Raw genomic sequence first — 19,941 nt, forward strand, 5'->3', positions numbered from 1 at the left:
GGGAAACTTGTGATAATGCGCGACCACCGCGGCGACGGCCGGGCGGCGCCAGTGGTAGGAAAGGGGACTGTGACACAACCCGTCGACGAGGTGGTCGATCTCGTCAGCGCCCTGATCCGGTTCGACACCTCCAACACCGGTGAGTTGGCGACCACCAAGGGCGAGGCGGAGTGTGCCCTCTGGGTGGCCGAGCAGTTGTCCGCCGTCGGATATGCCACCGAGTACGTCGAGTCCGGGGCGCCCGGCCGGGGCAACGTGTTCGCCCGGCTGCCCGGCGCCGACCCCAGCCGCGGTGCCCTGCTCATCCACGGCCACCTCGACGTGGTCCCCGCCGAGCCCGCCGACTGGAGCGTGCATCCCTTCTCCGGCGCCGTCGCCGACGGCTATGTCTGGGGCCGCGGCGCGGTCGACATGAAGGACATGTGCGGGATGATGATCGCCGTCGCCCGGCACTTCAAGCGGGCCGGCATCGTCCCACCCCGCGACCTGGTCTTCGCATTCGTCGCCGACGAGGAGCACGGCGGCACCTACGGCGCCCAGTGGCTGGTGGACAACCGGCCCGACCTGTTCGACGGCATCACCGAGGCCATCGGCGAGGTGGGCGGCTTCTCGCTGACCGTGCCGCACAAGGACGGCGGGGAGCGCCGGCTCTATCTGATCGAGACCGCGGAAAAGGGCCTGTCCTGGATGCGGCTGATCGCGCGCGGCCGCGCCGGACACGGCTCGATGGTGCACGACGACAATGCCGTGACCGCAGTCGCCGAGGCTGTCGCCCGGCTGGGCCGGCACCAATTCCCTTTGGTGCTCACCGATTCCGTCGAGCAATTCCTCACCGCGGTCGCCGAGGAGACGGGCTACAGCTTCGACCCGGCCTCGCCGGATCTCGACGGCACGATCGCCAAGCTGGGCGGCATCGCGCGCATCGTCGGCGCGACCCTGCGCGACACCGCCAACCCCACCATGCTCAAGGCCGGCTACAAGGCCAACGTGATCCCGCAGACCGCCGAGGCGGTGATCGACTGCCGGGTGCTGCCCGGGCGCAAGGAAGCCTTCGAGCGCGAGATCGATGAGTTGATCGGCCCCGACGTCACCCGCTCCTGGGAGCGTGATCTGCCGTCGTACGAGACGACGTTCGACGGCGACCTGGTCGATGCGATGAACGCCGCGCTGCTGGCCGTCGATCCGGAAGCCCGCACCGTCCCGTACATGCTGTCCGGCGGGACCGATGCCAAAGCCTTTGCCCGCCTTGGTATCCGATGCTTCGGATTCATCCCGCTGCGGTTGCCGCCGGAGCTGGACTTCGCGGCGCTGTTCCATGGCGTCGACGAGCGGGTACCCGTCGAATCGCTGCAGTTCGGCGTCCAGGTGCTCGAGTCTTTCTTGAGAAACTGCTGACCTACCTCGAAAGGATCGCCCTCTCATGGCTTTTGACTACAACCCGTATGACTTTCTGCCGTCGTTGCCCAGCTTCACGCTGACCAGTGCCGACATCACCGACGGCCGGCCGCTGAAAAACGCTCAGGTCAGCGGCATCATGGGCGCCGGAGGCGAGGACGTCTCGCCGCAGCTGAGCTGGTCGGGTTTCCCGGAGGAGACCCGCAGCTTCGCCGTCACCGTCTACGATCCCGACGCCCCGACCGCCTCCGGGTTCTGGCACTGGGCGGTGGCCAACCTGCCGGCCACGGTGACCGAACTGCCCGCCGGCGTCGGCGACGGCTCGGTGCTGCCCGGCGACGCGCTGACCCTGGTCAACGACGCCGGCATCCGCCGCTTCCTCGGCGCGGCCCCGCCCGCCGGGCACGGCTACCACCGCTACTTCGTCGCCGTACACGCGGTGAAGGTGGAAAAGCTGGAGCTCACCGAGGACGCCAGCCCGGCCTACCTCGGATTCAACCTGTTCATGAATTCGATTGCCCGCGCGGTCATTCACGGCACCTACGAGCAAAACTAGGTCGCAGCCGACCCGACCGCGGCACTCAGTGACGCGAAGCCGCCCGCATGCAGGCGGGCGGCGACGCCGTCGTGAATCTGTTTGGCCCACGTGCCGCCGCCGTAGATGAACCCGGTGTAGCCCTGCAGCAGCGTGGCTCCGGCGGTGATCCGCTCCCAGGCGTCGTCGGCGGTTTCGATGCCGCCCACGCTGATCAGCACCAGCTCGGTGCCGACGCGGTGGTACAGCCGGCGCAGGATCTCCAGCGACCGCGCCGCGACCGGCGGGCCGGAGATCCCGCCCGGGCCGAGCTGATCGACGCCCGCAGTGCGCAGCCCGGCCCGCGAGATCGTGGTATTGGTGGCAACGATGCCGGCCAGGCCCAGCTCGACGGCGAGGTCGGCGACGGCGTCGACGTCCTCGTCGGACAGGTCCGGAGCGATCTTCACCAGCACCGGGGTGGCGGTCTCCGCCAACACCGCCGACAGGATCGGGCGCAGGGACTCCACCGCCTGCAGGTCGCGCAATCCCGGCGTGTTGGGGGAGCTGACGTTGACCACCAGGTAGTCGGCCAACGGTCCGAGTAACCGGGCGCTGGAGCGGTAGTCCTCGGCGGCCGACTCCGGCGGGGTGACCTTCGACTTGCCGATGTTCACGCCGACCGGCCCCTCGGGGCGGTGGCGGGCCAACTGCAGCGCCAGCGCGCCGGCGCCGTGGTTGTTGAATCCCATCCGGTTGAGCAGCGCCCGGTCTTCCGGCAACCGGAACAGCCGCGGTTGGGGATTGCCCGGCTGCGGCTGGGCGGTCACGGTGCCCACCTCGGCGTAACCGAATCCCAGTGCGCCCCAGGTGTTCAGCCCCAGACCATCCTTGTCGAAGCCGGCCGCCAGTCCGAGCGGGCCGGGAAACCGAACCCCGAAGACCGTGCTGGCCAGCACCGGATCGGACGGGGCGAGCCGGCGGCGCAGCGCGCGGCGGGTCGCCTCGGTGGCGGTGGCGGTGCGCAGGGCGCCGAACACCAGGGTGTGGATGCGCTCGGGGGGCAGCAGGAACAGTGCACGGCGCAGCGCGGCGTACATCACAGCTCGGGCTGGTCGGCGGTCTGGCCATTGAGGCGGGATTTCTTGCGCCGCAACAGCACTCGTCGACTTCCGTCGGTGTAGAGCCGCACTCTGGTCAACTCCCAGCCGCGGTACTCGGCCTCGATGGACAGCCGGGTCGAGGCGCTGATCCGGGTGACGTCCGGCGGCAACCGCAGTGGGATCCACTCGTAATCGTCGGACAGTTCGACTTCCCAGCTGGCCGGCATCCGGCCCCGGTGCGCCGCACTCACCGGGCACCGGCCGCGTTGCGGATCACCTGGACGCCGCCACCGGCCGCCGACACCACATAGAGCGTGCCGGACGTGTCGTCGAAGGCCAGCGAGTTCGGTTGCTGCACGGTCGGGTAGCGCACCTTTTCCACAGGGATACCAGTACTGAGATCGTAACCAACCACGGTGTTCGTCGCGGTCTGTGAAACCCAGGCCAGATCCTTGGATCCGGCCAGCCCGTACGGGGCCTGCGGTACCGGGTAGGCCTGTCGCTCGATCAGCGGATCGACCCCGAACACCAGGAGCTGGCCCCCGCGGGTGTCGGTCACCAGGACCCGGCCCAGCGGATCGGCGACCAGGTTCGTCGCTCCTTCGCCGGCACGCAGCGCCTGCTGGGTGCGGCCATCGCTGTTCAGGGACGTCACCGAGGTCTGGCCGCGGTCGAGGACGACGGCGTTGTTCCCGTCGGCGGCGATCGCGTCGACCCGCGCGAAGATCTTCACCTTCTCCGCCACCGCGGTCTCCGACCCCAGCGTGTAGGCGGTGCCGTCGGCGCTGCCGAGAACCAGCCGCCCGTCGGCCCGCCGGGCGATGGCGGTGAAGTCGGTGCCGGTCTCGTCGTTGATGGACACCGGTGCCGCGGTGCCGGCGGCCAGGTCGACGGTGAAATAGCCGCCGCGGGTCGACAGGTACGCCGCTCCGTTGCCGTCACCGGCGATCGCGGTGGCCGGGCCGGGCAGGGTGAGCTCGCGGGTGCTGCCGGACACCGAAAACAACGTCAGCGTCGCCGCCGATTGGGGGTCCGCCCCGGGGCTGAACACGGCCAATGTCCCGGTGTGCTGGTCGAAGATCGCGGCCGCGGGCCGTCCGGCCAGTGGCAGCAACTCACCGGCCGGGCGTGTCGACGGCGGCGGGGACACCGCGGGCGCAGCCGGAGTGATCGTCGGCGGCGGTGCGGTCAGCGGGTTTGAGGAACATCCGGCCGCAAGCACGGCGAGCGCCACGAACACGGCGGTCGACCTGCGCAAACCGGCCCGGTTTACGAGCTTTGGCAATGGGTAGCCCTCGGACGTGTTCACGATCGAGCGATCAAGTCGCCCTCTGTCGATCAGCAAGTCTATGCGGGCGCGCCGGAGACATTCCGCGAAGTTTGTCTTCTCAGGCGCCGTAACTCGCGTTATGGTGGCCAGATGACGTTGGCCGTGACTCCGCAGTCCGACGGACGCGAGTTTGCTATCGAGGACATTTCCACTGGCGTTTTCGCCAGCGGGTTCGGGCACCTCGGCGATGGCCGCAGTTTCTCTTTCCAGGTGCACCGCGGCCAATTGCTGGTCGAGGTGTATCACCCCCGGCTCGTCGGTCCGGTGCCGCACGAAGAAGACGTGGTGGCGACCGCCACCCGCAGCCTCACCGATTTCGACGTCGACGATGAGCGCAGCCTGACCGCAGCCGTGCGCGACGCGGTGGCCGCCGCCCAGCCGGTGCCGCGGCCTGCCCGCTGAACATCAGCAACATCCAGTACGGTCAGCGGCGTGGATGTCACGCCCATGTCCTGGCTGCAGGTCGTCGTTCTGTCGATCGTGCAAGGTTTGACCGAGTTTCTGCCGGTCTCATCCTCCAGCCACCTGGCGATCGTGTCGCGGGTTTTCTTCGCCGGTGATGCCGGTGCCTCGTTCACCGCGGTGTCCCAACTCGGCACCGAGGCGGCCGTGGTGATCTATTTCGCCCGCGACATCGGGCGCATCCTCAAGGCCTGGTTCAACGGCCTGTTCGTCAAGGCCCACCGCGACAATGTGGACTACCGGCTGGGCTGGTACGTCATCATCGGCACGCTGCCGATCGTCGCGCTCGGCCTGGCGTTCAAGGATCTGATCCGTTCCGACGTCCGCAATCTGTGGGTGATCGCCACCGCGATGCTGGTGTTCTCCGGTGTGATCGCCGCCGCCGAGTACTTCGGCAGGCAGACCCGCCACGTCGAACAGCTGACCTGGCGAGACGGCATCCTGGTGGGCATCGCCCAGTGTCTGGCGCTGGTGCCCGGGGTGTCCCGCTCCGGTTCGACGATCAGCGCCGGCCTGTTCTTGGGGCTCGACCGCGAATTGTCCGCGAGATTCGGCTTCCTGCTTGGCATTCCGGCCGTCCTGGCCTCCGGCCTGTTCTCGCTGCCGGACGCCTTTCACCCGGTGACCGAGGGGATGAGCGCCACCGGCCCCCAATTGCTGGTCTCGGTGATCATCGCCTTCGTGGTCGGGTTCGTGGCGATCGCGTGGCTGCTGCGATTCGTCGCCCACCACGTCATGTACTGGTTCGTGGGCTACCGGGTGGTGCTGGCGCTGGTGGTGATGGCACTGCTGGCTACGGGTGTGGTAGCCGCGGGATGACCGTCATCTTGCTCCGGCACGGCCGGTCGACGTCGAACACCGCGCACACCCTGGCCGGGCGCACCGAGGGTGTGGAACTCGACGACAAGGGCCGCGAGCAGGCCCAGGGGCTGGTGGGGCGGGTCAAGGGCCTGCCGATCAAGGCTGTGGTGCGCTCGCCGCTGCTGCGCTGCCGGCTCACCGTGGAGCCGCTGGCCGCCGAGCTCGGCCTGGAGCCGGTGGTCGAAGACCGCCTCGCCGAGGTCGACTACGGGCAGTGGACCGGTCGCGCGCTGAAGGATCTGGTCAAGGAGCCGCTGTGGACGGTGGTCCAGCATCAGCCCAGCGCCGCCGTCTTTCCCGACGGTGAAGGCCTTGCCCACGTGCAGGCGCGCGCGGTGACCGCGGTCCGTGAGCATGATCGCCGGCTGGCCGACGAGCACGGCCACGACGTGCTGTGGATCGCCTGTACGCATGGCGACGTGATCAAGGCGGTCGTCGCCGACGCGCTGGGCACTCACCTGGACAGTTTTCAGCGGATCACCGCCGACCCGGCGTCGATGAGCGTGATCCGCTATACCTCGATGCGCCCATTCGTGGTGCACGTCAACCACACCGGTGCCGAACTCGCCTCGGCGCTGAGCGCCCCGCCGCCGGCCGCCGAGGGCTCCTCCGACGGCGACGCCGTGGTGGGTGGGTCGACCGACTGACGGGTGCGCTCGCCCGTCGAATTACGACTCAGCTGCTTCTGCCGGTATTTTGGAATCAACATGCCACGCGCAATCCACGTCTTCCGCACACCCGACCGATTCGTCGCCGGGACCGTCGGGCAGCCCGGAAACCGGACCTTCTATCTGCAGGCCGTGCACGACAGCCGGGTGATCTCGGTGATCCTGGAGAAACAGCAGGTCGCCGTGCTCGCCGAGCGCATCGGGGCACTGCTCGTCGAGATCAACCGCCGGTTCGGCACACCGCTGCCGCCGGAGACCGAGGTGGAAGACCTCAGCCCGCTCATCACCCCGGTGGACGCCGAGTTCCGGGTCGGCACGATGGGCCTGGGCTGGGACTCCGAAGCGCAGACCGTCGTCGTCGAACTGCTGGCGGTTTCCGATACCGAATTCGACGCGTCCGTGGTCCTCGACGACGCCGAGGAGGGGCCCGACGCGGTGCGGGTCTTCCTCACCCCGGAGTCGGCACGACAGTTTGCCTCCCGCTCCCACCGGGTCATCTCGGCCGGTCGGCCGCCCTGCCCGCTCTGCGACGAGCCGCTCGATCCCGAGGGACACATCTGCGTGCGTACCAACGGATATCGGCGTGGCGCGCTGGGCGGGGTCGAGGACGATCTCGAGCCGTGACGGACACCGGCGAGGCGTCCGCCCAGGAGGCAATGCGCTGCGGTGAGCTCACGTTGCTGGGGCGAATCCGCTCGGCGAGCAATGCCACCTTCCTGTGCGAGGCGAACTGGTCGGGCCAAGCCGTGCACTGTGTGTACAAACCGGTGGCGGGGGAGCAGCCGTTGTGGGATTTCCCGGACGGCACGCTGGCGGGCCGCGAGCTGGGCGCCTACCTGGTGTCGGCGGCATTGGGGTGGAACATCGTGCCGTACACCATCATTCGCGACGGGCCTGCCGGGCCGGGGATGGTGCAGCGGTGGGTCGACCAGCCCGACGACAGCGTCGAGGATCAGCCCGCCGGCCCGGACCTGGTGGACCTGCGCCCACCGGGATCGGTTCCGCCAGGCTATCTTTCGGTGCTCCGCGCCTATGACTACGCCGGCAACGAGGTCACCCTCGTGCATGCCGACGATCCCCGGCTGCGCCGAATGGCCGTGTTCGACGTGATCGTCAACAACGCCGACCGCAAGGGCGGCCACATCCTGGCCGGGGTGGACGGCCGGGTGTACGGCGTGGACCACGGGGTGTCGCTGCACGTCCAGGACAAGCTGCGCACGGTGTTGTGGGGCTGGGCCGGAAAGCCGATCGACGACGAGACGCTCGGATCGGTGGCCGCCCTCGGCGACCTGCTCGCCGGCCCGCTGGCCGACCAGTTGCGCGAGCACATCACCGCCGCGGAGGTCGCCGCGCTGCGGCGACGGGTCCGGACGCTGCTGAGCGAGCCGGTGATGCCCGGCCCGGATCGGCACCGCCCGATTCCCTGGCCGGCTTTCTGAGCGGGGATACTGACCCGATGAGCATGACCGACGCGGAGCTGGCGGCCGACGTGGCCGAGGAGGCGGGCCGGCTGCTTCTGGCGGTGCGTGAGGAGGTCGGTTTCGACTTTCCGCCCGCCCTGGGCGACGCCGGTGATGTGCGCGCCAATGCGTTGATCCTGCGCCGGCTGCGCGCCGAGCGGCCCGGTGACGCGGTGCTCTCCGAAGAGGCCTACGACGACCTGAAGCGGCTCGATGCCGACCGGGTATGGATCATCGACCCGCTCGACGGCACCCGGGAGTTCTCGATGCCGCGCCGCACGGACTGGGCCGTGCACGTGGCGCTGTGGCAGCGCACCGACGGTGCCGAGGGCCGGATCACCGACGCCGCCGTCGCCCTTCCTGCGATGGGCGAGGTACATCGTTCGGACACCGTCACCCCGCCGCCACCGGCGCCGCCGGGACCCATCCGCATCACCGCCAGCTCCAACCGCCCGCCCGCGGTACTGTGGCGGCTGCGCGACCGTCTCGACATCGACTTCATCCGGATCGGTTCGGCGGGCGCCAAAGCCATGGCGGTGGTCCGCGGTGACGCCGACGCCTACATCCACGCCGGCGGCCAGTGGGAGTGGGATTCGGCCGCCCCCGCCGGCGTCATCCAGGCCGCCGGCCTGCACGCCACCCGGATCGACGGCTCACCGCTGCGCTACAACCGGCCCGATCCCTACCTGCCGGATCTGCTGATGTGTCGCGCCGACGTGGCCGACCTGCTGCTCGACGCCATGTGGCTGGCCAGCTAGCCCGGGAATCAAATGGGCTCCCGCGTTGTCCCTGTAGGGCGACAAGACCGGCCCCTGACCACCTGAGAGTGCAGTGAACAGCGAACCCCCTAGAGTCGACGCCATGCAGTCGTGGCCGGCCGTCGATATCCCGCAGCTGCCCGGTCGTGGGCCGGGGCTGCGCCTCTATGACACCGCCGACCGCCAGGTCCGTCCGACGGCACCGGGCCAGACCGCGACCATGTATGTCTGCGGGATCACCCCCTACGACGCCACCCATCTCGGCCACGCCGCCACCTACCTGGCCTTCGACCTCGTTCATCGGGTGTGGCTGGACGGCGGTCACCGGGTGCACTACGTGCAGAACATCACCGACGTGGACGACCCGCTGTTCGAGCGCGCCAACCGCGACGGCATCGACTGGCGCGAACTGGGCGCCCGCGAGACCCAGCTGTTCCGCGAGGACATGACCGCACTGCGGGTGCTGCCTCCGCGCGACTACGTCGCCGCCACCGACACCATCGGCGAGGTCGTCGAGCTGGTCGAGAAGATGCTGGCGTCCGGGGCGGCCTATGTGGTCGACGACCCCGAGTACCCCGACATCTATTACCGCGCCGACGCCACCACCCAGTTCGGGTACGAATCGGGTTATGACCACGAGACGATGATGCGGTTGTTCGCCGAGCGGGGCGGCGACCCCGATCGGGCGGGCAAGGCCGACCCTCTCGACGCACTGCTGTGGCGGGCCGCCCGGCCCGACGAGCCCAGCTGGCCCGCACCGTTCGGACCGGGGCGGCCGGGCTGGCACGTCGAGTGCGCGGCAATCGCGTTGAACCGCATCGGTTTCGGCTTCGACGTTCAGGGCGGTGGCAGCGATCTGGTGTTCCCGCACCACGAGTTCTCGGCGGCGCACGCCGAATCGGTCACCGGGGAGCGCCGCTTCGCGCGGCACTATGTGCATGCCGGGATGATCGGCTGGGACGGGCACAAGATGTCCAAGAGCCGGGGCAACCTGGTGCTGGTGTCCCGGTTGCGCGCCCAGGGTGTGGACCCGGCGGCCATCCGGCTCGGGCTGCTCGCCGGGCATTACCGCAGCGACCGGTTCTGGAGCGATCAGGTGCTCGACGAGGCCACCACGCGGCTGCACCGTTGGCGTTCGGCGGCCGCGCTGCCCGCGGGACCGGACGCCGCCGACGTCGTCGGTCGGTTGCGGCAGTATCTTGCCGACGACCTGGACACCCCCAAAGCGCTTGCCGCCGTGGACGGCTGGGTCACCGATGCGTTGGAGTACGGCGGCCATGACGCGGCCGCACCCGCTGCGGTCGCGACCGCGGTCGACGCTCTTCTGGGCGTCCCGCTGTAGGTGTACGTTGACGGCCATGAATTCCGTCAACGGCAAGGTCGTCTTCATCACCGGGGGCGCGCGCGGCGTGGGCGCCGACGTCGCGCGCCGGTTGCGTGGCCGGGGCGCCACACTCGTCTTGACCGATATCGACGCCGCACCGTTGGCCGAGCTGGCCGCTGAGCTCGGCGACGACCATGTGCTGACGGCCGTCGCCGATGTCCGCGACCTGGCGGCCATGCAGGCGGTGGCGGCCCAGGCCGTCGAGCGGTTCGGCGGGATCGACGTCGTGGTCGCCAACGCGGGCATCGCCACCTACGGGTCGGTGCTGCAAGTCGATCCGGAAGCCGTCAAACGGTTGTTGGACATCAACGTGCTCGGTGCGTTCCACACCGTCCGGGCCACCCTGCCCTCGATCATCGCCCGGCGCGGATACGTGCTGATCGTCTCGTCGTTCGCGGCCTACGCCTCGTCGCCGGGGCTGGCGCCGTACCACGCGGCCAAAGCCGCGGTCGAACAGTTCGCCAACGCGTTGCGGCTCGAGGTGGCCTACCACGGTGTCGACGTCGGTTCGGCGCACATGTCGTGGATCGACACGCCGATGGTCCGCGACGCCAAGAGCGATCTGGCCAGTTTCGCCGAACTGCTCTCCCGGGTGCCGACCCCGCTGGGCAACACCACCAGCGTCGACAAGTGCGGCGCGGCGTTCGTCAAGGGCATCGAGGGTCGCAAACGGCGGATCAACGTCCCCGGCTGGGTCGGTGCTTTCCGCTGGCTGAAGCCGCTGCTGTCGACACCCATGGGGGAGAAGCCGATCGCGGCCCTGGTCCCCAGCATCCTGCCGAAGATGGATGCCGAGGTCGCCGCGCTCGGCCGCTCCACCAGCTCCCGGATCGAGGAGCTGGAGACCTCGTGACCTACAGCGCCGCGGCCCCGTAGTTGCCCACCTGGGCGCTCAGGAAGCGCAGCTGGTCGGTCGCCGAGCCCAGGGTCTGGTCGATCGCGGTCAGCCGCGCGGCGTAGTGGGCCACCGGGTATTCCGCGGTCACGCCGATACCGCCGTGCATCTGAATCGACTCCTGCGCGATGTGCTTACCCGAACGGCCGATCTGCAGCTTGGCCCGGGCCGCGACCACGGGATCCAGCCGGCCGTCGCTGATACACATCGCCGCGTAGTAGTTCATGCTGCGGGCCAGCTCCAGCGAGACGTACATGTCGGCCGCCCGCTGGGTGAGCGTCTGGAACGTCTTGAGCGGCACGCCGAACTGCTTGCGGGCGTTCAGATACTCGGTGGTCAGCCGCAGCGATTCGTCCATCGCGCCGACCGCCTCGGCGCACAGTGCCGAGGAGTAACGGATCAGCGTCGCGTGGACCCGCTCGCTGGCGTCGCCGCCGTCGCCGAGCGGCTGCGCCGGGGTATCGGCGAAGTCGATCTCGGCGCCCCGGTGCCCGTCGAAGGTTCGGTAGCTGCGCCGGGTCGTCGCCTCGGCGTCGACCAAGAACACGCCCACGCCGCCGTCGGGCAGGCTGGCGGTGACGACCAGCGTATCGGCGCCGTCACCGGCCAGTACCGGGTTCTTGCGGCCGGTGATCGTCCAGCTGTCGCCGGTTTTGGTTGCGCGGGTGGACAACTCGTCGAGTCCGCGCAGTCCCTTTTCGGTGTGGGCCAGCGCCAGCAGTCGCTCACCGGCGGCCACCTCGTCGAGTTGAGCGCGCTGAGAGTCGCTGCCGAGTTCGGCGATCAGGCCGCCCGGGATCAGCGCGGCGGTGGCGACCGGCTCGGGTGCCAGGCGGCGGCCGAGCTCGGTCATCACGACGATGATCTCGATCTGGCCGGATTCCTCCGGTTCGAAACCCAGTCCGAGGATGCCGATCTCGGCCAGCTGGCGCCACACGTCGCGGCTCCAGCCGAGCTCGGAGTCCACGGTCTTGTTGCGGGTCTCGATGTCGTACGTGCGGGAGAACACCTCGCGAGCCGTGTCGCGCAGAAGCTCTTGTTCGTCGGTCAAATCAAAGTTCATGGCTGGCCGGCCCTCACAGTCCCAGGATCGTCGAGGAGATGATGGTGCGCTGGACCTCGTTGCTTCCGCCGTAGATCGAGGTCTTGCGGTAGTTCAGATATTTGGGAGCCGCGTGCTGCGCCCAGAGCGGGGAGTCGATGTCGGCGCCACCGTCGAACGGCAGGGCGTCGGGCCCGGCGACTTCCACGGCCAACTCGGTGACGGCCTGCTGTAACTGGCTGCCCCGCAACTTCAGGATCGAGGAGGCCGGGTTCGGCTTACCGGTACCCTCGTCGCCGCTGACCCGCAGCTGCGTGAGTTCCAGTGCCAGCAGCTCGTTTTCGATCTCGGCGACCTTGGCCGCGAACAGTGGATCCTCGAGCAGGCTGCCCGCGCCGACCTTGGTCTGTGCGGCGTTCTCCTTGACGTCGGCCAGCCACAATTTGGTGGTGCCGATCCGGGCGATGCCGGTGCGCTCGTTGGACAGCAGGAACTTGGCGTACGTCCAGCCCTGGTTCTCCTCGCCGACAAGCTGATTGGCGGGTACCCGGACGTCTTCGAAGAACACCTCGTTGACCTCGTAGCTGCCGTCGATCAGCTTGATCGGCCGCAGCGTGATGCCCGGTGTGTTCATCTCGACGAGGATGAAGGAGATGCCGGCCTGCTTCTTCGGGGCGTCGGGGTTGGTGCGGGCCAACACGAAGATCCAGTCGGCGAACTGACCCAGCGTCGTCCAGGTCTTCTGGCCGTTGATGACGTACTCGTCGCCGTCGCGGATCGCAACGGTGCGCAGCCCGGCGAGGTCGGATCCGGCTTCCGGCTCGGAAAAGCCCTGGCACCACCAGATGTCGAGGTTCGCCGTCGGCGGCAGGAAGCGTTCCTTGATCTCCTGCGAGCCGAAGTGGGCGATCACCGGTCCGACCATGCTGGCGTTGAAGGCCAGCGGCTCCGGGACGCACGCCATCCGCATCTCGTCGGCCCAGATCTGGCGTTGCAGCGGGGTCCAGTCCTTGCCGCCCCACTCGACCGGCCAGTTGGGCACACCCAACCCCGCCTTGTTGAGGATCCGCTGCGTCGTGATCGCGTCGTCGGGGAAGTTCAGGCTGTCCGTGCGGGCCCGTTCGCGGATGTCGGCAGGGACCTGGGTGGTGAAGAACTCGCGGAGTTCGTCGCGGAACTTCGCGTCCTCGTCACTGAGTGCCAGCTTCACGAGCGCAACCTCGATTCTTGTTACTCGGCGGTATCTAGTGCGCAATCCATTGCACGTTAGCGCAGCCCGACCAACTGGTCGGCAGGAGGCTCCGCGGACCGCGTGGCGGCGTGCCGATCCACGGCAGAATTCGCCTGTCTGTTCGACCGTGCGCTAGCTGCGAAAGCCCGGACCGCGCCGGCGCAGATACCGCTCGAATTCGGCGGCCAGGGCGTCGCCGTCCACCTTCGACAGCGCCTCGTTCATGTCGACCTCGGCGTCGCCGCGCTGCTCGAGGGAGGACACGTACTCGGCGATCTCCTCGTCCTCGGCGGTCATCTCGGTGACGGCCTGCTCCCACTCCTCGGCCTGGGCGGGCAGATCGGCCAGTGGCACCTCGATGTCGAGCACGTCCTCCACCCGGCGCAACAGCGCCACGGTGGCCTTCGGATTGGGCGGCTGGGACACGTAATGGGGGACCGCGGCCCAGAACGTCACCGCCGGGATGCCCGCCGCCACGCAGGCGTCCTGGAACACTCCGGCGATGCCGGTCGGTCCCTCGTAGCGGGTCTCCTCGAGACCGAAGAACTTCGCCGACTCGGGGGAGTAGGCCGCCCCCGACACCGGCACCGGGCGGGTGTGCGGGGTGTCGGCCAGCAACGCCCCCAGGATCACCACGGTGTCCACGTTGAGTTTGTCGGCGATCGCCAGCAGCTCGGCGCAGAACGTGCGCCAGCGCATATTGGGCTCCACGCCGTGCATCAGCACGATGTCGCGGTCCGAACCGGGCGGACGGCAGTGCGAGATCCGCATCGACGGCCACACCAGTTCCCGGGTCACACCGTCGACCTGGCGGATCACCGGACGGTTCACCTGATAGTCGTAATAGGCCTCGTCGTCGATCTCGATGATCTCTTCGGCCTCCCAGATGGCATCCAGGTGCTCGAGCGCGTCACTGGCGGCGTCACCGGCGTCGTTCCAGCCCTCGAAAGCCGCAACAATGATCGTGTTGTGCAGTTCGGGCAGATCCGGGCCTTTCGCGCCGCTGTGGTTCGACGGGGTCACGAGTTCAGCGTAAGGCTTGCTCCGCCGCGATGAGCCATGTCGGACCGACTGCCCGGGTGCGTCGGCGGGGGCTTCGCGAAGCCGCCACCGGCCCAGGCCGGCCGGCCAGGCGATCGGCGAGACGAAATACCTTCGGCGGCAATCTGGTTAGTGCTCACAGCGGTGGTATCGCCGGCGACGCCGTCGGTGCGCCGCCACAGAGGAGTTGGGCGTCCGGACGTCGATTCGATGACGACGTAGACTTTTCTCCGTCGAGAGGCGTTGCAACGGGTCCTGGAGCTCGAGCCGGTACCCGCCACGCTCGGCAGAGTCAAGGACGCCTTCCGCCATGGAAGGACCGTACGTGAGCGCCGTTGAAGAGACCTTCGTGCCGAACATCAGACCCGACTGCACCGACGAGCTGGCGGCAGCCATGCGTCGGCGGATCCTGGTGATCGACGGTGCGATGGGCACGGCGATCCAGCGGGACCGGCCCGACGAGGCCGGTTATCGCGGCGAGCGGTTCGCCGACTGGCCGAGCGATCTGGTCGGCAACAACGATCTGCTCACGCTGACGCAGCCGCACATCATCTCCGGCATCCACCGCGAGTACCTGGAGGCGGGCGCCGATCTGCTGGAGACCAACACGTTCAACGCCAACGCGGTCTCGCTGTCCGACTACGGCATGGCCGAGTTCGCCTACGAGCTGAACTACGCCGGCGCCGCGCTGGCCCGCGCGGCGTGTGACGACTTCAGCACCCCGGACAAGCCCCGCTATGTCGCGGGCGCGCTGGGGCCCACCACCCGGACCGCGTCGATCTCGCCGGATGTCAACGACCCCGGCGCCCGCAACGTCTCTTACGACGAGCTGGTCGACGCCTACTTCGACGCGGCCGGCGGCCTCGTCGACGGTGGAGCGGACCTGCTCATCGTCGAGACGATCTTCGACACGCTCAACGCCAAAGCGGCGATCTTCGCGATCGAGACGCTGTTCGAGAACCGCGGCCGCCGCTGGCCGGTGATCATCTCGGGCACCATCACCGACGCGTCCGGGCGCACGTTGTCCGGCCAGGTCACCGAGGCGTTCTGGAACTCGATCCGGCACGCCAAGCCCCTCGCGGTCGGCCTCAACTGCGCACTCGGCGCCCCCGAGATGCGGCCCTATCTCGCCGAGATGTCACGCATCGCGGACACCTTCGTGTCCTGCTACCCGAACGCCGGCCTGCCCAACGCGTTCGGCGAGTACGACGAGTCGCCCAAGCGCCAAGCCTCCTACGTCGCCGATTTCGTCGAGGCCGGGCTGGTCAACATGGTCGGCGGGTGCTGCGGCACCACGCCGGCGCACATCGCCGAGATCGCCAAGGTGGTCGACGGCAAGCCGCCGCGCGAGGTGCCGCAGATTCCGGTGGCCACCCGGCTGGCCGGCCTGGAGCCGCTGAACATCACCGACGAGTCGTTGTTTGTGAACATCGGGGAGCGCACCAACATCACTGGTTCGGCCCGGTTCCGCAACCTGATCAAGGCGGAGGACTACGACACCGCGCTGTCGGTGGCGCTGCAGCAGGTCGAGGTCGGCGCCCAGGTCATCGACATCAACATGGACGAGGGGATGATCGACGGCGTCGCCGCGATGGACCGGTTCACCAAGCTGATCGCGGCCGAACCCGACATCAGCCGGGTGCCGGTGATGATCGACTCCTCCAAATGGGAGGTCATCGAGGCCGGCCTGAAGAACGTGCAGGGCAAGCCGATCGTCAACTCGATCTCGATGAAAGAGGGCGAGGACAAGTTCGTCCGCGAGGCGCGGCTGTGCCGCAAGTTCGGTGCCGCCGTCGTCGTGATGGCCTTCGACGAGCAGGGTCAGGCCGACAACTTGGAGCGCCGTAAGGAGATCTGCGGGCGGGCCTACCGGATCCTGACCGAGCAGGTGGGGTTCCCGGCCGAGGACATCATCTTCGACCCGAACTGCTTCGCGCTGGCCACCGGTATCGAGGAGCACGCCACCTACGGCATCGACTTCATCGAGGCCTGCGCGTGGATCAAGGCGAACCTGCCCGGGGTGCACATCTCCGGCGGTATCTCGAACGTGTCGTTCTCGTTCCGCGGCAACAACCCGGTCCGTGAGGCGATCCACTCGGTGTTCCTGTTCCACGCCATCAAGGCCGGCCTGGACATGGGCATCGTCAACGCCGGTGCCCTGGTGCCCTACGACTCGATCGACCCCGAACTGCGGGACCGTATCGAGGACGTCGTGCTCAACCGCCGCCCGGACGCCGGCGAGCGCCTCCTGGAGATCGCCGAACGATTCAACAGCTCGGACAAGGCCGAGGATCCCGCCGCCGCGGAATGGCGATCGCTGCCGGTTCGCGAACGCATCACCCACGCGCTGGTCAAGGGCATCGACGCGCATGTCGACGCCGACACCGAGGAGCTGCGCGCCGAGATCGCCGCCGCGGGCGGGCGCCCGATCGAGGTGATCGAGGGCCCGCTGATGGACGGCATGAACGTCGTCGGCGACCTCTTCGGCGCGGGCAAGATGTTCCTGCCGCAGGTGGTGAAGTCGGCGCGGGTGATGAAGAAGGCCGTCGCCTACCTGCTGCCCTACATCGAGGCGGAGAAGGAAGAACTCGGCGCCGCGGCCGGCGACCAGACCAACGGCACGATCGTGATGGCCACCGTCAAGGGCGACGTCCACGACATCGGCAAGAACATCGTCGGCGTCGTCCTGCAGTGCAACAACTACACCGTGATCGACCTCGGCGTGATGGTGCCCGCAGCCAAGATCCTGGAGGCCGCCAAAGAGCACAACGCCGACATCATCGGATTGTCCGGGCTGATCACCCCGTCCCTCGACGAGATGGCCAACTTCGCCGTCGAGATGGAACGCGAGGGGCTGCAGATCCCGCTGCTGATCGGTGGCGCGACGACCTCGCGCGCCCATACGGCAGTGAAGATCTCGCCGCGTCGCAGCGGTCCGGTGGTCTGGGTCAAGGACGCGTCGCGCTCGGTGCCGGTCGCTGCCGCACTGCTCGACGACCGGCAGCGCCCGGCGCTGCTGGAGGCCACCGAGGCCGACTACGCCTCGCTGCGCGAACGGCACGCGCAGAAGAACGAGCGGCCGATGCTGACCTTGGAAAAGGCCCGGGCCAACCGGACGCCGATCGACTGGGACGGCTACACGCCGCCGGTGCCGGTCAGCGGAACGCGAATACTGGAATTCCAGGACTATGACCTCGCGGAACTGCGCGAGTACATCGATTGGCAGCCGTTCTTCAACGCTTGGGAGATGAAGGGTCGCTTCCCCGACATCCTCAACAACCCGGCCTCGGGTGATGCCGCGCGCAAGCTCTACGACGATGCCCAGGAGATGCTCGACACCCTGATCAAGGAGAAGTGGCTGACCGCCAACGGGGTGATCGGCTTCTTCCCCGCCAACGCGGTCGGCGACGACATCGAGGTCTACACCGACGACACCCGGACCGAGGTGCTCACGACGTTGCACAACCTGCGACAGCAGGGCGAGCACCGCGACGGCATCCCGAATCGGAGCCTCGGCGACTTCGTCGCGCCCAAGGCGACCGGTCTGGCCGACTACGTCGGCGCCTTCGCGGTCACCGCGGGGCTGGGCAGCGCGGAGAAGATCACCGAGTTCAAGGCGGCCCTGGACGATTACAGCGCGATTCTGCTGGAGTCGCTCGCCGACCGGCTGGCCGAGGCGTTCGCCGAGCGGATGCACCAGCGGGTCCGCACGGAGTTCTGGGGATACCAGCCCGGCGAACAGCTCGACAACGACGCACTGATCGGGGAGCGCTACGTCGGGATCCGCCCCGCGCCCGGCTACCCGGCCTGCCCGGAGCACACCGAGAAGGCCACCCTGTGGACGATGATGGACGTCAAGGAGCGCACCGGCATCGAACTGACCGAGTCGATGGCGATGTGGCCCGGTGCCGCGGTCAGCGGCTGGTACTTCTCGCATCCGCAGTCGCAGTACTTCGTCGTCGGCCGGCTGGCGCAGGACCAGGTCGCCGACTACGCCAAGCGCAAAGGCTGGACCCTGGCCGAAGCCGAGCGCTGGCTTGCTCCCAACCTCGGCTACAACCCGGAGGACTGATCCCAAAAGTGTACGGATATCAACGGCCCCAAGGTCTTCCGTGAGGGCGGTGTTGTGGGACATGGACGGCACCCTGGTCGACTCGGAGAAGCTCTGGGATGTCGCGATCAACGAGTTCTACGCCCGGCGCGGCCGGGTGCTGGCACCCGAGATCCGCGACGCCACGGTGGGCGGTTCGGCCGAAGGGGTGATCCGGATCGTCTTCGAGGATCTGGGCCTGGACCCGGACCCCGAGCACATGGCCGAGGTCGCCGACTGGATCCATGACTATGTCGGGGAGCTGTTCACGACGACGGGTCTGCCCTGGTGCCCGGGCGCTCGGGAGCTGCTCGACATCCTGCTCGCCGCCGACGTCCCGATGGCGCTGGTGACCAACACCCGCCGGGCGTTGACCGAGAACGCGTTGAACAGTATTGGCAGACATTACTTTTCGGCGACGGTGTGCGGCGACGAGGTGCCCGAGGGCAAGCCGGCCCCGGACATCTACCTGCGGGCCGCCGACCTGCTCGGCCTCGCGGCGACGGAGTGCCTGGCGATCGAGGATTCGGTCACCGGCACCGCCGCCGCAGAGGCGGCCGGCTGTCCGGTGCTGGTGGTGCCCAACGAGGTCGCGGTGCCCGCCACCGCTGGCCGACACCAGGTTTCGTCGCTGACCGACCTGGGCATCCCGCAGCTGCGACAGATCTACGCGGATCTGCGGCTCGGCTTCGGCGAACGCTCGGCCTGACCTGCTGGCCGGATATCGCCCGCTCACGCCGCTGACTGTGCAATCGTAGGTCCACCAGGTTCCGCAGCGCTGCGTGAAAGGACGCGTCATGGCCGGCCAAGGCCCAACCAGCGACACCCCATCGACATTCGGCGACGAGGACTACTCGTCGGGCGGCACCGCCGTCCGAATCGCTTCGGTCGCAGCACTCGGCGGCCTGCTCTTCGGCTACGACAGTGCTGTCATCAACGGCGCGGTGGACTCCATCCAGGAAGACTTCGGCATCGGTAACGCCGAGCTGGGGTTCGCCGTCGCGTCCGCGTTGCTCGGCGCCGCCGCCGGCGCGATGTCGGCAGGCCGCATCGCCGACCGGATCGGCCGCATCTCGGTCATGAAGATCGCCGCGGTGTTCTTCTTCATCAGTGCGATCGGCACCGGGCTGGCTCCGAACGTCGAATTGGTGGTGCTGTTCCGGATCGTCGGCGGCATCGGCGTCGGTATCGCCTCGGTCATCGCCCCGGCCTACATCGCCGAGACCTCGCCGCCGCGCATCCGCGGCCGGTTGGGCTCGCTGCAGCAGTTGGCGATCGTGTCCGGCATCTTCTTGTCGTTCGCGATCAACTGGGTGCTGCAGCGGATGGCCGGCGGCCCGAACAAGGAGCTGTGGATCGGTCTGGACGCCTGGCGGTGGATGTTCCTGGCCATGGCCGTGCCCGCCGTCCTGTACGGGGCGCTGGCGTTCACGATTCCCGAATCGCCGCGCTATCTGGTGGCCAGCCACAAGATTCCGGAAGCCCGGCGGGTGCTGACCATGCTGCTCGGGGAGAAGAACCTCGAAATCACCATCAGCCGAATCCAGGAAACCCTGGAGCGCGAGGACAAGCCGTCGTGGCGGGATCTGCGCAAGCCGACCGGCGGGCTCTACGGCATCGTCTGGGTCGGTCTGGGGCTGTCGATCTTCCAGCAGTTCGTCGGCATCAACGTGATCTTCTACTACTCCAACGTGCTCTGGCAGGCGG

General features: G+C 68.4%; 19 protein-coding genes. 13 read left to right on the top strand and 6 right to left on the bottom strand.

Features of this window, described 5'->3' with window-relative positions:
- The first annotated feature begins 15 nt into the window (after positions 1 to 15).
- Together MSZK_RS15730 and MSZK_RS15735 are read left to right on the top strand one after the other, a co-directional pair.
- Positions 16 to 1,395 (top strand): M20/M25/M40 family metallo-hydrolase, encoded by a 1,380-nt coding sequence (locus MSZK_RS15730; RefSeq protein ID WP_233211340.1) that lies wholly within the window; start codon positions 16 to 18, stop codon positions 1,393 to 1,395.
- Positions 1,396 to 1,420: 25 nt separating this feature from the next.
- Positions 1,421 to 1,951 (top strand): YbhB/YbcL family Raf kinase inhibitor-like protein, encoded by a 531-nt coding sequence (locus MSZK_RS15735; protein ID WP_099249323.1) that lies wholly within the window; start codon positions 1,421 to 1,423, stop codon positions 1,949 to 1,951.
- On the opposite strand, the gene MSZK_RS15740 is transcribed toward MSZK_RS15735, so the two are convergent.
- From MSZK_RS15740 to MSZK_RS15750, 3 genes are read right to left on the bottom strand one after another with little or no spacing between them, the layout of a single operon-like run.
- Positions 1,948 to 3,009, bottom strand: a complete 1,062-nt coding sequence (locus MSZK_RS15740; protein WP_099249325.1) for a quinone-dependent dihydroorotate dehydrogenase — start codon at positions 3,007 to 3,009, stop codon at positions 1,948 to 1,950. The two genes, MSZK_RS15735 and MSZK_RS15740, sit on opposite strands and share 4 nt — an antisense overlap.
- Positions 3,009 to 3,263: a DUF5703 family protein gene (locus MSZK_RS15745; RefSeq protein ID WP_099249327.1), complete on the bottom strand. Its 255-nt coding sequence runs from the start codon at positions 3,261 to 3,263 to the stop codon at positions 3,009 to 3,011. Before MSZK_RS15745 ends, MSZK_RS15740 begins: the two co-directional genes overlap by 1 nt.
- Positions 3,260 to 4,270, bottom strand: a complete 1,011-nt coding sequence (locus tag MSZK_RS15750; RefSeq protein ID WP_099249367.1) for a YncE family protein — start codon at positions 4,268 to 4,270, stop codon at positions 3,260 to 3,262. The genes MSZK_RS15745 and MSZK_RS15750 overlap by 4 nt, the downstream gene beginning before the upstream one ends.
- Before the next feature lie 162 nt (positions 4,271 to 4,432).
- On the opposite strand from MSZK_RS15750, the gene MSZK_RS15755 reads away from it, so the two are divergent.
- The 8 genes from MSZK_RS15755 to MSZK_RS15790 all read left to right on the top strand — a co-directional run bounded on the left by MSZK_RS15755 (position 4,433) and on the right by MSZK_RS15790 (position 10,788).
- Positions 4,433 to 4,744: a hypothetical protein gene (locus MSZK_RS15755; RefSeq protein ID WP_099249329.1), complete on the top strand. Its 312-nt coding sequence runs from the start codon at positions 4,433 to 4,435 to the stop codon at positions 4,742 to 4,744.
- A gap of 45 nt (positions 4,745 to 4,789) precedes the next feature.
- Positions 4,790 to 5,623, top strand: a complete 834-nt coding sequence (locus MSZK_RS15760) for an undecaprenyl-diphosphate phosphatase (protein WP_099249369.1) — start codon at positions 4,790 to 4,792, stop codon at positions 5,621 to 5,623.
- Positions 5,620 to 6,312: a histidine phosphatase family protein gene (locus MSZK_RS15765; RefSeq protein ID WP_099249331.1), complete on the top strand. Its 693-nt coding sequence runs from the start codon at positions 5,620 to 5,622 to the stop codon at positions 6,310 to 6,312. Before MSZK_RS15760 ends, MSZK_RS15765 begins: the two co-directional genes overlap by 4 nt.
- Before the next feature lie 60 nt (positions 6,313 to 6,372).
- Positions 6,373 to 6,957: a DUF3090 domain-containing protein gene (locus MSZK_RS15770; protein WP_099249333.1), complete on the top strand. Its 585-nt coding sequence runs from the start codon at positions 6,373 to 6,375 to the stop codon at positions 6,955 to 6,957.
- A gap of 32 nt (positions 6,958 to 6,989) precedes the next feature.
- Entirely contained in the window at positions 6,990 to 7,772 is a 783-nt protein-coding gene (locus MSZK_RS15775; RefSeq protein WP_099249371.1) for an SCO1664 family protein, read from the top strand.
- 17 nt (positions 7,773 to 7,789) lie between these two features.
- Positions 7,790 to 8,551 (top strand): 3'(2'),5'-bisphosphate nucleotidase CysQ, encoded by a 762-nt coding sequence (locus MSZK_RS15780; RefSeq protein ID WP_099249335.1) that lies wholly within the window; start codon positions 7,790 to 7,792, stop codon positions 8,549 to 8,551.
- 103 nt (positions 8,552 to 8,654) lie between these two features.
- Positions 8,655 to 9,893 carry a cysteine--1-D-myo-inosityl 2-amino-2-deoxy-alpha-D-glucopyranoside ligase gene (gene mshC / locus MSZK_RS15785; protein ID WP_099249337.1) on the top strand — a complete coding sequence of 413 codons (1,239 nt, stop codon included), beginning with the start codon at positions 8,655 to 8,657 and terminating at the stop codon, positions 9,891 to 9,893.
- A gap of 16 nt (positions 9,894 to 9,909) precedes the next feature.
- Positions 9,910 to 10,788 (top strand): SDR family oxidoreductase, encoded by an 879-nt coding sequence (locus MSZK_RS15790; RefSeq protein ID WP_099249339.1) that lies wholly within the window; start codon positions 9,910 to 9,912, stop codon positions 10,786 to 10,788.
- Between the two features lies 1 nt (position 10,789).
- Here the strand turns inward: MSZK_RS15790 and MSZK_RS15795 are convergent, their stop codons facing one another.
- From MSZK_RS15795 to MSZK_RS15805, 3 genes are all read right to left on the bottom strand, one after another.
- On the bottom strand, positions 10,790 to 11,893 hold the full coding sequence (locus MSZK_RS15795; RefSeq protein ID WP_099249341.1) for an acyl-CoA dehydrogenase family protein: 1,104 nt from the start codon (positions 11,891 to 11,893) through the stop codon (positions 10,790 to 10,792).
- 13 nt (positions 11,894 to 11,906) lie between these two features.
- The gene (locus MSZK_RS15800; RefSeq protein WP_099249343.1) at positions 11,907 to 13,082 is read right to left on the bottom strand and encodes an acyl-CoA dehydrogenase family protein; all 1,176 of its coding nucleotides are present in this window, start codon (positions 13,080 to 13,082) and stop codon (positions 11,907 to 11,909) included.
- A gap of 153 nt (positions 13,083 to 13,235) precedes the next feature.
- Positions 13,236 to 14,126: a PAC2 family protein gene (locus MSZK_RS15805; RefSeq protein ID WP_099249345.1), complete on the bottom strand. Its 891-nt coding sequence runs from the start codon at positions 14,124 to 14,126 to the stop codon at positions 13,236 to 13,238.
- A 328-nt stretch (positions 14,127 to 14,454) separates the two neighbouring features.
- On the opposite strand from MSZK_RS15805, the gene metH reads away from it, so the two are divergent.
- From metH to MSZK_RS15820, 3 genes are all read left to right on the top strand, one after another.
- Positions 14,455 to 18,216 (top strand): methionine synthase, encoded by a 3,762-nt coding sequence (gene metH, locus MSZK_RS15810; RefSeq protein WP_099249347.1) that lies wholly within the window; start codon positions 14,455 to 14,457, stop codon positions 18,214 to 18,216.
- A 40-nt stretch (positions 18,217 to 18,256) separates the two neighbouring features.
- Positions 18,257 to 18,943, top strand: coding sequence for an HAD family phosphatase (locus tag MSZK_RS15815; protein WP_099249349.1), 687 nt, complete (start codon positions 18,257 to 18,259; stop codon positions 18,941 to 18,943).
- Positions 18,944 to 19,031: 88 nt separating this feature from the next.
- Positions 19,032 to 19,941, top strand: a 910-nt coding sequence (locus MSZK_RS15820; RefSeq protein WP_142389938.1) for an MFS transporter, incomplete at its 3' end; no start/stop codon positions are given.

The organism is Mycobacterium sp. shizuoka-1, assembly GCF_002723835.1.
Classification (GTDB): Bacteria; Actinomycetota; Actinomycetes; order Mycobacteriales; family Mycobacteriaceae; genus Mycobacterium.

Excerpts from the sequence above, each read along its gene's own strand:
- MSZK_RS15730 (WP_233211340.1), top strand. The coding sequence starts at position 16 with ATGCGCGACCACCGCGGCGACGGCCGGGCGGCGCCAGTGGTAGGAAAG.
- MSZK_RS15735 (WP_099249323.1), top strand. The coding sequence starts at position 1,421 with ATGGCTTTTGACTACAACCCGTATGACTTTCTGCCGTCGTTGCCCAGC.
- MSZK_RS15740 (WP_099249325.1), bottom strand. The coding sequence starts at position 3,009 with ATGTACGCCGCGCTGCGCCGTGCACTGTTCCTGCTGCCCCCCGAGCGC.
- MSZK_RS15755 (WP_099249329.1), top strand. The coding sequence starts at position 4,433 with ATGACGTTGGCCGTGACTCCGCAGTCCGACGGACGCGAGTTTGCTATC.
- MSZK_RS15760 (WP_099249369.1), top strand. The coding sequence starts at position 4,790 with ATGTCCTGGCTGCAGGTCGTCGTTCTGTCGATCGTGCAAGGTTTGACC.
- MSZK_RS15765 (WP_099249331.1), top strand. The coding sequence starts at position 5,620 with ATGACCGTCATCTTGCTCCGGCACGGCCGGTCGACGTCGAACACCGCG.
- MSZK_RS15770 (WP_099249333.1), top strand. The coding sequence starts at position 6,373 with ATGCCACGCGCAATCCACGTCTTCCGCACACCCGACCGATTCGTCGCC.
- MSZK_RS15775 (WP_099249371.1), top strand. The coding sequence starts at position 6,990 with ATGCGCTGCGGTGAGCTCACGTTGCTGGGGCGAATCCGCTCGGCGAGC.
- MSZK_RS15780 (WP_099249335.1), top strand. The coding sequence starts at position 7,790 with ATGAGCATGACCGACGCGGAGCTGGCGGCCGACGTGGCCGAGGAGGCG.
- mshC (WP_099249337.1), top strand. The coding sequence starts at position 8,655 with ATGCAGTCGTGGCCGGCCGTCGATATCCCGCAGCTGCCCGGTCGTGGG.
- MSZK_RS15790 (WP_099249339.1), top strand. The coding sequence starts at position 9,910 with ATGAATTCCGTCAACGGCAAGGTCGTCTTCATCACCGGGGGCGCGCGC.
- MSZK_RS15795 (WP_099249341.1), bottom strand. The coding sequence starts at position 11,893 with ATGAACTTTGATTTGACCGACGAACAAGAGCTTCTGCGCGACACGGCT.
- metH (WP_099249347.1), top strand. The coding sequence starts at position 14,455 with ATGGAAGGACCGTACGTGAGCGCCGTTGAAGAGACCTTCGTGCCGAAC.